At 39.6% G+C, this 15,894-nt stretch carries 15 protein-coding genes, 1 pseudogene, 1 riboswitch and 1 other annotated feature; of the genes and pseudogenes, 10 read left to right on the plus strand and 6 right to left on the minus strand.

The annotated features are described in order from the left end of the window. Window positions 1–80: 80 nt before the first annotated feature. The 3 genes from KO561_RS01985 (at window position 81) to KO561_RS01995 (ending at window position 4,480) form a co-directional block, all read left to right on the plus strand. Window positions 81–1,250 (plus strand): sn-glycerol-1-phosphate dehydrogenase, encoded by a 1,170-nt coding sequence (locus KO561_RS01985; protein WP_231095500.1) that lies wholly within the window; start codon window positions 81–83, stop codon window positions 1,248–1,250. Between the two features lie 64 nt (window positions 1,251–1,314). Then, window positions 1,315–1,514: a binding site (T-box leader), on the plus strand. Between the two features lie 50 nt (window positions 1,515–1,564). Next, window positions 1,565–3,004, plus strand: a complete 1,440-nt coding sequence (proS, locus tag KO561_RS01990) for a proline--tRNA ligase (RefSeq protein ID WP_231095501.1) — start codon at window positions 1,565–1,567, stop codon at window positions 3,002–3,004. A 78-nt stretch (window positions 3,005–3,082) separates the two neighbouring features. After that, a riboswitch (cyclic di-GMP riboswitch) is annotated at window positions 3,083–3,169 on the plus strand. 66 nt (window positions 3,170–3,235) lie between these two features. Continuing rightward, a complete protein-coding gene (locus tag KO561_RS01995; protein ID WP_231095502.1) occupies window positions 3,236–4,480 on the plus strand; it encodes a DUF5667 domain-containing protein in 1,245 nt (414 codons plus the stop codon). 23 nt (window positions 4,481–4,503) lie between these two features. On the opposite strand, the gene KO561_RS02000 is transcribed toward KO561_RS01995, so the two are convergent. After that, window positions 4,504–4,986: a glutathione peroxidase gene (locus tag KO561_RS02000; protein WP_231095503.1), complete on the minus strand. Its 483-nt coding sequence runs from the start codon at window positions 4,984–4,986 to the stop codon at window positions 4,504–4,506. A 107-nt stretch (window positions 4,987–5,093) separates the two neighbouring features. After that, a complete protein-coding gene (trhO, locus tag KO561_RS02005; RefSeq protein ID WP_231095504.1) occupies window positions 5,094–6,068 on the minus strand; it encodes an oxygen-dependent tRNA uridine(34) hydroxylase TrhO in 975 nt (324 codons plus the stop codon). A 307-nt stretch (window positions 6,069–6,375) separates the two neighbouring features. On the opposite strand from trhO, the gene KO561_RS02010 reads away from it, so the two are divergent. Next, entirely contained in the window at window positions 6,376–6,933 is a 558-nt protein-coding gene (locus tag KO561_RS02010; protein ID WP_231095505.1) for a hypothetical protein, read from the plus strand. A gap of 520 nt (window positions 6,934–7,453) precedes the next feature. Then, window positions 7,454–7,651: a cold shock domain-containing protein gene (locus KO561_RS02015; RefSeq protein WP_038558067.1), complete on the plus strand. Its 198-nt coding sequence runs from the start codon at window positions 7,454–7,456 to the stop codon at window positions 7,649–7,651. Between the two features lie 50 nt (window positions 7,652–7,701). On the opposite strand, the gene KO561_RS02020 is transcribed toward KO561_RS02015, so the two are convergent. From KO561_RS02020 to KO561_RS02035, 3 genes and pseudogenes are all read right to left on the minus strand, one after another. After that, on the minus strand, window positions 7,702–8,475 hold the full coding sequence (locus KO561_RS02020; protein WP_231095506.1) for a class I SAM-dependent methyltransferase: 774 nt from the start codon (window positions 8,473–8,475) through the stop codon (window positions 7,702–7,704). A gap of 18 nt (window positions 8,476–8,493) precedes the next feature. After that, complete coding sequence (locus KO561_RS02025; protein WP_231095507.1) at window positions 8,494–9,366, minus strand: NAD(P)-dependent oxidoreductase; 873 nt, start codon at window positions 9,364–9,366, stop codon at window positions 8,494–8,496. 370 nt (window positions 9,367–9,736) lie between these two features. Next, window positions 9,737–10,219: pseudogene (locus tag KO561_RS02035) on the minus strand (Type 1 glutamine amidotransferase-like domain-containing protein); the annotation flags it as partial. A 224-nt stretch (window positions 10,220–10,443) separates the two neighbouring features. On the opposite strand from KO561_RS02035, the gene KO561_RS02040 reads away from it, so the two are divergent. The 3 genes from KO561_RS02040 to KO561_RS02050 all read left to right on the plus strand — a co-directional run bounded on the left by KO561_RS02040 (window position 10,444) and on the right by KO561_RS02050 (window position 12,057). Next, on the plus strand, window positions 10,444–10,893 hold the full coding sequence (locus KO561_RS02040; RefSeq protein WP_231095508.1) for a GNAT family N-acetyltransferase: 450 nt from the start codon (window positions 10,444–10,446) through the stop codon (window positions 10,891–10,893). A 104-nt stretch (window positions 10,894–10,997) separates the two neighbouring features. Continuing rightward, on the plus strand, window positions 10,998–11,702 hold the full coding sequence (locus KO561_RS02045) for a TraR/DksA C4-type zinc finger protein (protein ID WP_231095509.1): 705 nt from the start codon (window positions 10,998–11,000) through the stop codon (window positions 11,700–11,702). Between the two features lie 148 nt (window positions 11,703–11,850). Beyond that, a complete protein-coding gene (locus KO561_RS02050; RefSeq protein WP_231095510.1) occupies window positions 11,851–12,057 on the plus strand; it encodes a zinc ribbon domain-containing protein in 207 nt (68 codons plus the stop codon). A gap of 103 nt (window positions 12,058–12,160) precedes the next feature. Here KO561_RS02050 and KO561_RS02055 read toward each other — a convergent pair whose 3' ends face one another. Next, window positions 12,161–13,516: a S1C family serine protease gene (locus KO561_RS02055; protein ID WP_231095511.1), complete on the minus strand. Its 1,356-nt coding sequence runs from the start codon at window positions 13,514–13,516 to the stop codon at window positions 12,161–12,163. A 324-nt stretch (window positions 13,517–13,840) separates the two neighbouring features. Between KO561_RS02055 and KO561_RS02060 the strand changes: the two genes are divergently transcribed. Then, complete coding sequence (locus KO561_RS02060) at window positions 13,841–14,539, plus strand: response regulator transcription factor (RefSeq protein ID WP_408004837.1); 699 nt, start codon at window positions 13,841–13,843, stop codon at window positions 14,537–14,539. Further along, on the plus strand, window positions 14,536–15,870 hold the full coding sequence (locus KO561_RS02065) for a sensor histidine kinase (protein ID WP_231095512.1): 1,335 nt from the start codon (window positions 14,536–14,538) through the stop codon (window positions 15,868–15,870). The genes KO561_RS02060 and KO561_RS02065 overlap by 4 nt, the downstream gene beginning before the upstream one ends. Window positions 15,871–15,894 lie beyond the last annotated feature (24 nt).

Genomic DNA, 15,894 nt, shown 5'->3' on the forward strand with positions numbered 1-15,894 from the left:
TCGTTCAACTAACAATCAGTGGGGGATGAAGAAAACCCCCACTGATTGAAGTTTCACTTTATAGAAATGGGGAGGATTCTATGAAAATACCAAAGGGGATATACACACTTGCTAAACAGTTAAACAAAGAAGAACTAGCATTACCATATATTGCGGTGGAGAATAGGGTAATAGGTAGCATACTTCCGTATTTGAAGGAAAATGGGTATAACAATGTGACGCTTGTTGTGGATAAGAATACGTACGAAGTTGCCGGGAAAAGGCTAGAAGAGGATTTGTTAGATGATGGAATACGAACACATACCGTTCAACTAGTAGCAAATTCGAATAAGCAGGTAATTGCAGATGAGGCTACCCTCATCCAAATCCTTGTTGAAACACCTAATCATACGGATATATATGTAGCGGTAGGTTCAGGTACTATACATGATCTAGTACGATTCTCGGGATATAAAACAAATATCCCATTTATTTCCGTGCCCACAGCTGCATCGGTTGACGGATTTACATCCAAAGGCGCTCCCCTTATTCTGAGAGGGGTCAAGCAAACAATTCAAACTGCTTCCCCTGTTGCTGTTTTTGCGGACATAGATATTGTAAAAGAAGCACCAAAGGAAATGACAGCAGCTGGCTTCGGTGACATTTTAGCGAAATATACATCCCTTTTCGATTGGGAGATTTCAAAGCTCATAGGGGAAGAACCCTATAACGAACTCGCTTCAAGGATGACAAGACGTACATTAACCCAATGTGTGAACAGTGTAGACAAAATTGCACATCATGACGATGAGGGCATAAAAATTCTAATGAATTCTTTAATTGAATCAGGGCTCATTATGTTGCTTCTTAATTATTCCAGGCCAGCATCTGGAGGCGAGCATCATTTGTCTCATTATTGGGAAATGGATTTGTTGAAGAGAGAGGAAAAACAAATGCTACACGGGGCCAAGGTGGGAGTAGCTACCGCAATCATTGTAGAGTTATACAAGCAAAGGCTAGAAACTATCCCGTCCCAGAGTTCATCTAACTGGGAGAAGGTGCTAGGTCTTTTAGAAAGACTTCCGAGTCCAGAGGAGGTAAGACAATTACTACATCAAGTAGGGGGGCCCACCACCACAGAGGATCTAGATTTAGACGATGAGCTAGTGAAACAAAGCTTAAATGAAGCCTTTCTTTTACGTGATCGTTGCACAGGTCTTCAACTAATCAACCGTTTTAAAAAGAGTGATTTGCCGTATCCTTTAGTTTAGTATGTTAGGCAGACTTGACAAGTGTCCCTATCCTTTTTATATTTAAGATTATAATCACGTATATCTAAAAACAATGAAAAGGATTAGTATCATTTGTCAGCATTCTTAAAGAGAGGAAATGTGTGGTGAAAATTTCCGAATGCGGTATGAGAACCTACCTTGGAGTTTTGTGCTGAAAAGCGACAGCGGAGCAATCCGATATCAAAAAGAGTGCATAACAGTTGTTATGAATTAGGGTGGTACCACCAAGCCTCGGTCCCTTTACAGGACTCGAGGCTTTTTTGTGCTTAAAAAATGAAAAAGGTGTGAGCGAAGTGGGTAAAAAAGGGAAACAATTTGTAGAGAAAGTAACAGCAATGGAAGAGGAATTTGCCCAATGGTACACGGATGTTGTGAAGCAGGCAGACCTAGTTGACTATGCTTCTGTTCGTGGTTCGATGATTATTCGTCCATATGGGTATGCCATTTGGGAAAATATCAGAGATGTGCTTGATAAGAAAATTAAAGATACTGGTCACCAAAACATGTATTTCCCGTTATTTATTCCAGAGAGTTTATTACAAAAGGAAAAGGATCATATTGAAGGCTTTGCGCCTGAGGTAGCTTGGGTTACGCATGGAGGAAATGAAGAACTTCAAGAACGTCTCGTTGTTCGCCCAACTTCAGAAGTTTTATTTGCGGAGCATTACTCCAAAATCATTCACTCCTATCGTGATTTACCTAAGTTATACAATCAATGGAGTAACGTGGTGCGTTGGGAAAAGACAACAAGACCTTTCTTGCGTTCGTTAGAATTCCTATGGCAAGAAGGCCATACCTGTCATGCGACGGACCAAGATGCTGCTGAGGAAACGAGAAAAATGCTAGATGTGTATGCATCTGTTTGTGAAGACTTTCTTGCCATTCCAATTGTAAAAGGGAAGAAAACGGAGAAGGAAAAATTCGCTGGCGCAAAATATACATTGACGATTGAGAGCCTAATGCATGATGGAAAGGCATTGCAAACAGGTACCTCGCACCATTTGGGAACGGGATTTGCTGAAGCCTTTGATATTAGCTATAGCGATGAAAATGGGGAACAGAAACCGGTTCATCAAACCTCATGGGGTATTACGACTCGTTTAATTGGGGCGTTAATCATGGTTCATGGAGATAATCGCGGACTCGTAGTACCACCTAGAGTTGCACCGACACAAGTAATGATTGTACCAATTGCACAGCACAAGGAAGGCGTTCTAGAAAAAGCTTACGATTTGAAAAATCAGGTTGCAAAGATCGCTCGTGTAGATATTGATGCGAGTGACAAGATGCCTGGTTGGAAGTTCAATGAATATGAAATGAAAGGAATTCCTCTTCGCCTAGAAGTCGGACCAAAGGATATGGAAAAGAATCAAGTAGTCCTAGTTCGACGTGATACTGGAGAAAAAAGCTTTGTCGCTATAGATGAGCTACCAGCCATTATTCCTGGTTTATTAGAGGAAATTCAACAAAACTTATATGATAAAGCATTATCTCATCGAAAAGAGAAAACAACGAAAGTAACTACTTTTGATGAATTCAAACAAGCATTAGAACAAAATCCTGGTTTCGTAAAAGCGATATGGTGTGAAAATACTGCTTGTGAAGAAAAGATAAAGGAAGAGACAAGTGCAACTTCTCGCTGTATTCCGTTTGACGAGGAAAATCAAGCTGGACACTGCGTATGCTGTGGGAAGGAAGCTAGTCAACTTGTCTATTGGGCTAAAGCGTATTAGTGGAATGTATTTCCATGCGAATGGTACTATACGTGGAAGTAAAATACGTTTATAATAAAAGTATTAAAAATATTATACATCCGATAAAGGCAAACCTTTGGAAACGGAGGGACGCAAAGCTATAGGGGCTAAAATTCAGATGAATGATGCCTGCCAGCTACCGAAGAGATAAGAAAACTAATCTTCGGATTAGTTTTCTTAGTGCCTATTGGATGAAATAGGAGGAAAAATATGAAAAAGTTTTTAATTCCCACAGCTGTTGTTTTGTCGCTAGGGTTTGGGGGACAGGTTTCCGCAGCAGTACCAAGTACTCCAGATAACCTGGAATCAGAAGCTGGGTCACTTCCAGGAGAGTTTTTGTACAAGTTGGATCAGTTTTATGAAGAGTTTCGATTAGCTTTCACTTTCGATTCAGAGAAAGAATCTGAGCTCCTCCTTCAGTTTGCAGCAGAACGTTTGGCAGAAGCAACCGAATTATCAGATGAGGAAAAAGGGGAATTCTTAGAGGATCTTATGGATTCTTATCAAGAACTTCTAGAAAAGGCTCAAGAGGAAGTTTCTGAAGTAATAGAAGATGACTCTGTTAGTGACGAAAATCAGGAAGAAATTAGTGAAGAATTGGAAGAAGTTGCCGAGCTTGATGAGGAGTTAGAGTCTGAATTAAGTGAGGATCAATTGGAACAGGTGAAAGAAGTTCAGGATAAAGCGTACCTTGTGGCTAATGTCACCAAAGGATTTGATATGGAGACAGTGAAAAGCCTAAGAGAAGCCGAGCTTGGTTATGGTGAAATAGCGAAAGTGATTTCTCTAGCAGAACTTTCTGGTAAGACACCAGAAGAAATTACTACTATGCTAAAAGAATCCGACCTCGATTCGGTAATGGCTGAACTAGGCTATACCATGACAGATATTAAAGAAGTCGTATATCAGAAGAAAGCTGATTATTTACAAACCTTATTAGCAGAGGCAGAAGCTAATGGCGATGAAAAGACAGCTAAAAAGCTTAATAAGAAATTAGACTCTTACCATAAACGGCTAGAAAAGATTGCTTCAAGGCAGGTCGATGAAGAGGAAGCGGAAGAAGAGGAATTGGATACAGATGTACCGGAATCTGAAGAAAATGCTTCTGAAGAGGATGACGAGCAAGTAACGGAATCCGATGAAGAGGAAGACATTCCTTCTACCGTTGTGACTTCAGCAAAAAGTTCTAGTAACGAGGAAGAGACAGAACAGGTAAATGCTAATCCTGAGAAACAAAAAGAAAAACAGCAGAAAGCTACAGAGAAACAAAAGGAAGCAGCAGAGAAAGCGGCTGAAAAACAACAAGAAGCCGCTGAAAAAGCCGCCGAAAAGCAACAGAAAGCGGCAGAGAAAGCCAAGGAGAAGGCTGAAAAACAAGCGGAAGAAAGATCAGAAAAAAAGGAAAAAGGTAAAGAAAAAGAAGAAGAAGAAGAAGAAGAAGAAAGAGACGAATAAAAGGAGCCGCAGGGCTCCTTTTTTCATGTGTGAGAAAGAAGTTTTTCTATGTCTTCTTTCATTTGTTCTGGTTTGGTCTGAGGAGCGTATCGATTCACGACATGACCGGATGCATCAACTAAAAACTTCGTAAAATTCCATTTAACTTGTTTGGTGAGGACACCTGGAGCATTTTCGGTCAGATATTGAAATAAAGGATGGATGTTCGGACCCTTCACATCTACCTTACTGAACATTGGGAAGTCTACACCATAATTTAATTTACAATGTTGGTCGATTTCAGATTCTGAGCGTGGTTCTTGATTCATAAACTGATTGCTAGGAAATCCGAGAACGGTTAATCCTTTATCTTTGTAAAACTCATATAATTCTTGTAACCCATCAAATTGTGGGGCGAATCCACAGTTTGTGGCTGTGTTCACAATTAATAATACGTTCCCTTTATATTGTTCGAGTGGTACCTCTTCCCCTTTGATGGTCATAGCGGAATATTCATAAACGCTCATGTCCACGCCTCCTTTTCTTATAAAGTAGCAAGGTGAACTGGCCACGTCAAAAATATTGCTTCATCAAAAAAAGGAAGCTCCAGCTATAATGGAACTTCCTTTCACTATTAATTAGCGCTTACAGCACGATCTTCTTGTTGAATACGGTCAAGTCTAGCTTGAATTTCTTCTTCCGTAAGACCATGTTCTTTCACGTATAAATTACGTGTAGAGGTTCGGCATTCGTGACTGCAGCCTCTCATATATTTATGCTCGTTTTCCTCGGAGCACAGCATTTGTCTGTTACACTCTGGATTTGCACAATTAACGTAACGTTCACAAGGTTGACCGTCAAAGTAATCCTTTCCGACAACCACATGCTCTTTTCTATTTACAGGTACAGATATTCTTTCATCAAAGACATAAAGCTGTCCATCCCAAAGCTCTCCTTGTACCTCTGGGTCTTTTCCGTAAGTGACAATTCCACCATGAAGCTGCCCTACACCTTCAAACCCTTTGTTAACAAGCCATCCAGAAAACTTTTCACAACGAATTCCGCCTGTGCAATAGGTAAGGACTTTTTTACCTTCTAAAAGCTCACGGTTGTCTTCTACCCATTCTGGTAAATCACGGAATGTTTCGATGTCCGGGCGAATGGCTCCTCTAAAATGACCAAGGTCATATTCATAGTCATTACGAGCGTCTAAAACAACGGTGTTTTCATCACGCATTGCTTCATAAAATTCCTGCGGGCTCAGGTACTGACCAGTTGTTTCTCTCGGGTTAATATCATCTTCTAAACGAAGCGTAACGAGCTCAGGACGAGGGCGAACGTGCATTTTTTTAAATGCATGATTATCAGCTTGGTCTATTTTGAATACCATGTTTTCAAACCGCGGATCGTTATGCATTGCTTCCATGTACTTATTGGTATTCTCTATAGTTCCCGATACTGTCCCGTTGATTCCTTCCTTTGCAACGAGTACTCTTCCTTTTAATTCTATTTCCTTACAAAATTTCAAGTGATCCGCTGCAAATTGCTCCGGATCCTCAATGTCTACATAATTGTAGTACAACAGTACTTGAAAACTTCCTTTTTCCATAATTGGTTACCACCTATTCTATTTATATTTGCAAGATATAAATGTTAGGTCGGATATTCAGTTACATCATCTCTTGCAAGTCCATATTTTATCACGGTTTATATGAAATCGGCAAATACAATTTTTGATGTGGAGAGGGGAAATGCTCACAATTAACTAACCTTATATTTACTTAGAGTGATTTCCTCTTTTGCTCTATTAAGCCTGTATATATAGTATGTGGAAAAAGATAATTAGAACTGATTCTCGAATTGAATATTAAAATGAATAATGTACATGTTATAGAAGTAAAGCGAGGAGGTAGAAAATGGATTTTAAAGAGTACAGAAATCAAATTACGGAAAAAAATGACGAGCTTTATTCCCTTATATCATCCTTTTGGAGTGAGTATTCGGGGCTTGGAACATGGCAGTTTTGGGTGGTTCTTTCCTCATTTATCCTTCCACTCATTGTTTTATGGTTTATTGTTGATAGAAAAAGAATCTTTGAAGTTTTTTTCTTTGGATATACCGTTCACCTTTTATGGTCATATATAAATTTAATTTTGGAACAGCATAGTTATATGGTTCATCCATATTCATTATCTCCTATCTTGCCATATGCAATCAATTTAACATCATCGGTTCTGCCAGTAAGTTTTTTGCTAATATATCAATATTGTACAAAAAATAATAAAAATTTTTATATGTATATCTTGATTATAAGCGCGATATTTTCTTTCGTACTTGTCCCGCTAGAGTCACAAATTGGATTACTTGACCTAAACCGTGGATTTAATCATGTCCATATATTCGCTATAGATATAGGGATAACTTTTATTGCTTATTGGGCTACACTATTTGTTAAACGTATAAGATTAAATTAAAATCCTATCGGAATCCCATTTATAAACAATTGGGAAAGGTAAAAATGGGATTCACTATTTCGGAGGCCATTAACTCACATATTTCAGTTCTAGCACAATAATAAACCGTGTACTATGGATACACGGTTTATTTGTTTACCTGCGAGATACTTAAGCATCTCTAATGGTATATTTAACCAAGATTAAGATAAAACCTTCATATTAGTATTTATATACAGTCAAACAAAAATTACTCTTTTTTTAAGCGTGATTAACTAACTGTTGTTTATGCTGTTTTGTTATCGAGGATTTCACGATACTTAATGTTGGTGGATATATTACGTCAATATAAAGGTGACATTGGTAAAATTATTGTAAAGGGCGCTAGCTCAGCTTGCATTGAACTAGAAAAAGTAGTAAAGTGAAGAAGCAAAAGGAAATGGATGGTTGTATAATTCTTTACGATCTCTTTAACAATAAGTGGTGTAAAGGTAATTCCATTCAATTACTTTGTACTTTTATTGTAAGGAGGTCATATACTATGACAGGTAAAGTAAAATGGTTTAACGCAGACAAAGGTTTTGGATTCATCGAGCGTGAAGACGGAGACGATGTTTTCGTACACTTCTCTGCTATCCAAAGCGAAGGTTTCAAGACTCTTGATGAAGGTCAAGAAGTAGAATTTGAAATCGTTGAAGGTAACCGCGGACCACAAGCAGCAAACGTGACGCGTCTGTAATTCGATTATAAATGTGAAAAAGGGTGGATCTCTTCGGAGATGCACCCCTTTTATTTTTCAGCTAGCCATATCGTCCACCGATCTTTCTCGGTAATGGTTCCTTCTGGTAACTGAAGGTCGATATGCTTAACTAGGGTCTGAAGCTGTTCATCTGTTAAGTCATGAAGGATGGAACGACCCGTACGACTTTGGAGATCTTCTAGTAGTATTTGTTTTCCGCTATATTCTTTTCTTGTTTCCCATAACGGAATAGCCTTTATGCTTGTAAAACCTACTTCCTCTAAAGTATGAATTACTTTTTCAGAGGCGTGTCTTCTTTTCTTTTCAATAGCTCCTAAATGGGGGAATAAATCAAAGAAATATCCTCTTATATGTTCTTCACTACCAGGGAGTAAACAATCCTCAGGTGTGCGGTCTTGCACAATATATACCCCGTCATCCTTTAAAACGCGATGTGCTTCGGCAAAAGTAGGAACAAGATCGTTAATATGATGAATTAATGCCCTTTCTAAAATAGCGTCCACACATGAATCCTTTAAATGAGTATCAACCGCACTACCATATTGGAATTGAATCGAAGAATAATCCTTACAGGCCTCGCGTGCCCCATCTAATATCGCTTCAGAAAAATCAATCCCAATGACATGAGAGACACCGAGCTCTGTTAGCGCTTTAGAATAAATGCCTCCACCACAGCCAATATCAGCAGCTAGGTGGATAGGATGAAAATCAATGTTTTCTGTAAGGATTTCTTTCCAAGAGGAATCTGCTTTACGAGTAGTATAGCTATGTTTTACCTTATCTGAGTGAAAGTTAATGGGCATGTGGGTACTCACTCCGCTCTATTTAGTTTGAAAAAATTTGATAAGCGCTTGAGTTCCGCTGTTTTCTTCGCCTTCAGAAGCTAATTTTTCATACAGAGAAAGAGATAGCTCTAACCCTGGGGTAGTCAACCCAAGCTCTTGTGCAGATTCAATCGCAATTTTCATATCTTTAATAAAATGCTTAATATAAAAACCTGGCTCGTAATTCCCTGCAATCATTCTTGGAGCCAGATTGTTTAATGACCAGCTTCCTGCTGCTCCAGTCGTAATGCTATCTAATACTTTACTAGGATTTAACCCAGCCTTTTGGGCATATGTAATAGCTTCACAAACCCCGATCATATTGGAGGCGATCGTAATTTGATTACTCATTTTGGTATGCTGACCTGAACCGGCTGGTCCTTGCAATTGGATGTTTTCTCCCATTACTTGAAAAATAGGAAGCATTTCTTGAAAGGCTTCTGTTTCACCACCGACCATAATCGCAAGCGTTCCGTTACGAGCACCGACGTCTCCACCGGATACAGGAGCGTCTAACACATGAAGATTCTTCATGTGTGCTTTTTGAAAAATTCTTTGAGCAAGGGATGGCTTAGACGTTGTCATATCGATGAGATAAGCACCTGGTTTTGCATGTTCTAATAGCCCATCTTTACCTAGGTACACCTCTTCCACATCTGACGGATAACCAACTATCGTAACCATAACATCCGATGCTTCTGCCAGTTCCTTGACGGATTCCTTCCAAGTAGCCCCTAATTCGATGAGAGACTTTGCTTTACTCTTTGTTCGTGTATATATGTTTAAAGCATAACCAGCTTGCAATAAATTTGCAGCCATACTGCTTCCCATTACTCCCGTTCCGATAAACCCAATTGTTTTTGCACTCATTACAGTCTCTCCTCCTTCATCGTCTAAGTTGTTATTATTCTACAAATGGGGGTCAAATTCCTTTAGAAAAAATGACTGGTGGTTGCTGAAAATCCTTCACATGACACAAAGGAATAAGCGGACTTTGTTCAACAAACATTCATAAAGGCGGTAGAAATTGAGACGGAATGGGCTGGCCACATGATCGGCAAAGTCAGATTTCTTTGAACAAAAATCTCGTCAATATACAAAAGTGAATGACGCAGGTAACGGCTTTGATGATCTGTAAAAGATAGTTTTGTGGAAAAAAAGAGATCAAATCACTATGATTTGGTCTCTTTTAGTTGGTCCATGCCATACTTCATACCGTACGGACCTTCTCTTCTCAATCTCACAAGAAAAAGGTATGTACTTTATCATCGTCTACAGCATAATGCTGGTATGGTTGTTCGTTTTTAAATGCCAAGCATGCTTTTTCATCAATTCCATATCCTATAGATGCCTTTAATTGTTCTATTCCTTTTAGTAAATTATCCCGATCGTTCCATTGGCTAAAATGGACACTAACAACTAGATCCTTGCAAAGGCCTAATCCACTTCCGCTCCAAGGTAAACCGTCATCTGTATCATGTGGAGAGAGCAAAATGGTTTCGGGCATGATAAGAGCACCCGCAGAGTTTCCTGCTATTGGTGTTCCATCCCAATACTTCCGTTGTATAACTTCTTTCAAAGAAGACTGAACGTAGCACTCATAGTAGGTTTTCGTATGCCCTCCACCAATGAAAATCCCAGTTGCTTGATTCAACCTAGTCGTTGCTTCTGATAAGTCATATAAATGGTCTGGATGGAGAACGATCGTATCAATTTGATCAGGTTGAAGTCCTAGGCTTAACCAGTGTTTTGTGTAGTTTGGCTACTTCGATAAAATTCCGTTGCACTTTCGCTTGATTTAAGTTGCCACCGAGCATGAAGAGATAGCGATTAGCCATGGGAGTATTCCTCCTTTTCAAAAGAGCATATCATAAGGCGAATACATTTACATCCGTACGCAGATATCTTACGATAAAGACACTTGTTTTGCATGGAGGAGAAAGCAAAATGGAATGGATGTACAAGCACTTTGAACAGCTGACGACGACAGAGTTATACCAAATTATAAAAGCAAGGATAGATGTATTCGTTTTAGAGCAGGAATGTGCCTACTCTGAACTGGACAACCACGATCAAGCCTCGACCCATTTATTTTTACATAACGGCGAAGAAGTCATCGCTTACGCAAGACTTTTGCCAAAAGGCACTACCTATTCTCAAGCTTCCTTCGGCAGGGTGCTGGTAAATCAGAATTACCGAGGTGGAGGACATGCCAAAGAACTATTACAGCGTTCCATTGATTATATCCTGAAGGAATGGGATGAAGAAGAAATAAAAATTCAAGGCCAAGAGTACTTGCGACATTTTTATAGTTCGTTTGGGTTTGAAGAAATCTCGGATGTGTATTTGGAAGATGGTATTCCCCATGTTGATATGATCCTGAACCAGAAAAGGTAAAAGACCAATTACCGTCATTTCCATAATCTAAATCTGTTGAGGAAGTTATTTGCGGTTATACTAATATTGCCCCATTAAGACAAATTGTCAGGAGGCGATAAAAAGTGATTAGCCGTGATGAGGTCGATCAGTGTAGGACTATGCTCATGGAGCGTCGAAGTGAGCTTAAAAGCGAATTAGAGGATCACTTCGGAACAGAATTTGAATTAATCAAAGAGTCGATGAGTGAGTTATCGAACTACGATAACCATCCAGGTGATCATGGTACAGAGCTCTATGAACGAGAGAAGGACATTGCCTTAAATGATCATCATGAAAAAGAGTGGCGTGATGTTAATTATGCTCTTGAGGCAATCGAAAACGGATCGTATGGGAAGTGTGAGGAGTGCGGGAAAGATATCCCTGTTGAAAGACTGTATGCATTGCCAACAGCAACTCGTTGTATCCAACACACTCAAGAGCCGTATATCTCTTCCTCTCGTCCGGTAGAAGAGGATGTCATCCATCCGAGCATTACGGAAATGGAATCCTCCGTCGATGAAGAAGAATCGACGGCATTTGATCCTGAAGATGCTTGGCAACGAGTAAGTGCATGGGGTACTTCCGAAACTCCATCCGATTTCTATAATACGGATAAAAACTACAATGATATGTTCTTCCATTCCGGAGAAATGATTGGAAGTGCTGAAGAGATTGAAGGATTTATCATTACGGATATGGATGGGAATTATGACGGGGTAAACCTAGACCATGAAATGTATGAAGACTATTTAGACCAAAACGAGGTCAATAGTATATTGTATAGCTAACAAAGAGGGCGGCATCTGTCGCCCTCTTTGTCCTGTGTTTTGTAAATGGTATTTTATAAAGCTTTTGGGTCTTTTAAAACAAATAATAATGTGAAACCTTATATTTTCATGTTCGTATATATGCTATATGAAAGAGGAGGATGTTCCAATGACAGAACATAAAGGCTGTATTAAATGTGGGAGTAAAGATGCGGGTAAAAAGGAAGTATCGATGAGTGGTACAGGGCTATCCAAGATGTTTGATGTACAACATAACCAATTTGTCGTAGTCTTTTGTAAGCAATGTGGCTATTCTGAGTTTTATAACAAACAAAGCTCAGCAGGAAGTAACATTTTAGATTTGTTTTTTGGATGATAAAGAGAAAGGATTGGGCCAGATGGCACCAATCCTTTTTCATCTATAATGAATACCCTCTGGGAAAAAAGGGGGGGAGTCCCCAGAGGATAGGTTCACTTAATTATTGTTGTTGACTTTGTTCTTGATTTTGCGCTGCTAATGTTAACGAAGTTGTTTGTTGCTGTCCATCGCGGTAATAGGTGATATCGATTTTATCTCCTATTTCGGTATTTTCGTATAGATACTGCTTCAAGACGAGCATATTCGTGATTGCTTTATCATTAATTTTTGTAATCACGTCATATTTTTGCAAGGATGCTTGATCTGCTGGTGAATTTACTTGAACATCTGCAACGACTACGCCATCTGTCACATCATTGCTTAAGTTCAAGGTTTGTTGTTTATGTCTTTCTGGTACAGTATTCAGTGCAATAGCACTTATACCCATGAACGGTCGTTCAACATGTCCGTTATCCTCTAGCTGTTGGATGATTGGTTTTGCTGTATCCATTGGGATGGCAAACCCTATTCCTTCAACAGCTTCTTGAGCGATTTTCATCGAGTTAATACCGATTACTTCACCGTTTGCGTTAATTAACGCACCACCACTATTACCAGGGTTGATAGCGGCATCTGTTTGGATGACCTCTGTTGTCCAGTCAGGCTGTCCGTCAGTGTTTAAGTCCATTTCAACGGAACGATTCAAACCACTTATGATTCCTTTTGTAACGGAACCAGCAAATTCAGTTCCAAGTGGGTTCCCAATAGCGATGGCGGTTTGCCCTACTTGTAAATTCTCCGAAGATCCTAACTTCGCTACTTGTTCTACTTTGCTGCCATCTATACGTAATACGGCTAAGTCGCTTAGTTGATCTCCGCCTAGTAATTCAGCTTCCACTTTATCTCCGTTGGCAAGTACGACTTCTAGTTCATTTGCACCTTCCACAACGTGATAGTTGGTTACCACATAGGCTTTACCGTCTTCTTCTTTGTAAATAACTCCGGATCCTGTTCCGGTAGCCTGTGATTCACTCCACAAACTAGCTTCTTGAATGTTGGAAACACCTACAACAGCTTCAGAGTTTTGCTCAATGGCTTGTTGCAGGGATTCTGGTTCTTCCTCTGCAGCTAATGTTTGAACGACGTCACTGGAAGCGGATGTCTCTTCGTCTACTTCACTAGACTGTTCCGTTGGAGTGGTTTCGTTCTCATCATCTAAAGGTATAACACCTGTAGTGATTAAACCTGTACCGACTAGTGCCACAACTAAACCGCCGACTACACTGCTTAGTAACATTTTGAAGGTGCCAGCAGATTTTTGAGTCTGTTTTTCTTCTGTCTCAGACTTAGAGGTTTCCACTTGTACAGGTGAAGCAGAGGACGTCTCTTCGGGTCTTTCCTCCTCGTGGTTTGTTGTATCTTCACTATAAGAATGTAAATTTGGGTTCTCGTGATTTTCATGATCTTTATAATCCATTATGAAATCACACCTTTCTTCAAATTTTACGAGTTATAAAACTAAATTCCTGTTAAAAACCTTTGACAGGGTCAGCCAGGTCCAGCTCCACGGGCTAGATACTCTCGTCATAAGCAGTTATCCTACAGTTGCAAATTCCGTCACTTTCGGAGCCCTGCTAGATTTATTGAGTTTTTGTTTATCTCGTTGTACATTTCTTATTGTACGGAGCAGTTATGGCAATACTTTGGTACAAATGTGTAAAAAGTGTGTAAAACGAAAAGATGGATTCACATTTAAGAAAGATGTGCGAAAATATAAGCAATTAATAGGGGGCGTAAAAAAATGATTCAAGCGAAGGTTGCTATTGTAGAAGATGATGCAAATATTCAAAACATCGTCCAAGCATACTTACAAAAGGATGGGTATGAAACCGTAGTAATGGATAATGCGGAAGATGCCTGGGACTATTGGAATAGTGGTAAAAGTGCGGATATGTGGATACTAGACATTATGCTTCCAGGAATGGATGGTTATGAATTATGTAAAAAGATTCGAGATACGAGTGACGTTCCGATCATTATCATTTCGGCTAAAGATGAAGAAATTGATAAGATTTTAGGCTTAGAGTTAGGTGGAGATGATTATTTAACGAAGCCTTTTAGTCCTCGCGAATTAGTGGCTCGAGTAAAGCGCCTTTTTAAACGGGTGACGGTACAACGGGAGCCACAGGTGGAAAAAGAAGAGCTTCAGATCGGTGAATTAATCGTAAAACTAGATGATCGTCGAATTGTCTGGGCGGGAGCAGAAGTAGAAGTGACAGCGAAGGAGTTTGATATGCTCTCCATCTTTGTACGAAATCAAAATCGTGCATTCTCTCGAGAGGAGCTCCTTAAAAAAGTGTGGGGGGAAGACTATTTCGGAAGTGATCGGGCGGTGGATGATTTAATTAAAAGACTTCGAAAAAAACTGGACGGGCTTCCTATTGAAACCGTGTGGGGCTATGGCTATCGAATGAGGAGTGCGAGTGAGGATGAATCATGAAACTACAATATCAATTAAATGCAGCCTTTACGACGTTGCTAATTGTCATTATGTCTGTAACGGCATATACCATTTACTCCCTTCTTTTAAATTTGCTAATTCAAGATGAACAGAGGCAGCTTCGGGCAAAAGGGGAGCTACTCGTCAGCATTTTGAATGACGAATACAATTCTGTAAATGTGCAACGATTTTTAAATGAGCAGGATTTGCAATTATTTATATATGACAGTAATTCCGACCAAATTTTGTTGTCCACCCTACCGTCAAATGTGACAAAGCACTGGGTGGAAAACTATGACCTAAGTTCAGATGAACAACCGCTATGGCGTGCGGGTGATGAGCGATATGTCGTATCTAAAATTGCTTTCTATACCGAAATACCAGGTGCAGAGCTTGTCCTAGTGACGCCATTAGATGACCTTCAAGCCGTACAGCATACCTTCATTTTTCGATTGTTAGTAGTTTTTCTGATTGGAGTATCTGCAGCCATTGCGTTGAGCTACTTATTGACGAGACGTCTTGTTACACCACTCACGAGATTGAAGCACCAAATTAAAAAGATACAAAATCGCCAGTTTGATGATCTAAAGGAAATTGACGCGAGTGGAGAAATAAAAGAGGTAGAACAAAGTGTAATGGAAATGGCTCGTGAATTGGAGCGATATATCTCTTCTCAAAAGCAATTTTTCCAAAATGCTAGCCATGAGTTAAAAACACCATTAATGACTATCCAAGGCTATGCGGAAGGGATTAGAGATGGAGTTTTTACTGAATCCGATGCGGAACGCGGTTTAGATGTTGTCGTGCAAGAAATTAGTCGCTTAAAAAAGATAATTAATGAAATGATTCTACTCGCGAAGTTGGATAGTGAAGAGAATATATATGAAAAAGAACTGATAAAAGTAGAAGAATTAATCACACTAATAGTAGAACGTGCTCTACCCTTGGCTAATGAACGCTCTATTTCCTTGGACTATGATACGAAGCTGGATACCTTATTAGAAGCGGATAAAGAAAAGCTGCTGCAAGCATCGATGAACATCGTTTCGAATGCAGTACGACATGCGGAATCGAAGGTAGAGGTAAGAAGCTATGAGAAAAATGAGCGTGTGTACCTCACGGTAGCTGATGATGGCCCTGGAGTTAATGAAGACTTAATTCCACACCTCTTTCATCGCTTCGTAAAAGGAAAAGGTGGAGAAACAGGGCTCGGACTTGCGATTGCCAGAGCAATTATCGAACGCTCAGGTGGGGCGATTGCAGTAGAAACCTCTCATCTCGGTGGAGCGCTTTTCATCGTCTCTTTTCCCAAAAAGGAAAATGAGAAATAAGGGCAAGATTTGACAATTATATAT

The sequence above is a fragment of the Radiobacillus kanasensis genome, from assembly GCF_021049245.1.
Taxonomy (GTDB): domain Bacteria; phylum Bacillota; class Bacilli; order Bacillales; family Amphibacillaceae; genus Radiobacillus; species Radiobacillus kanasensis.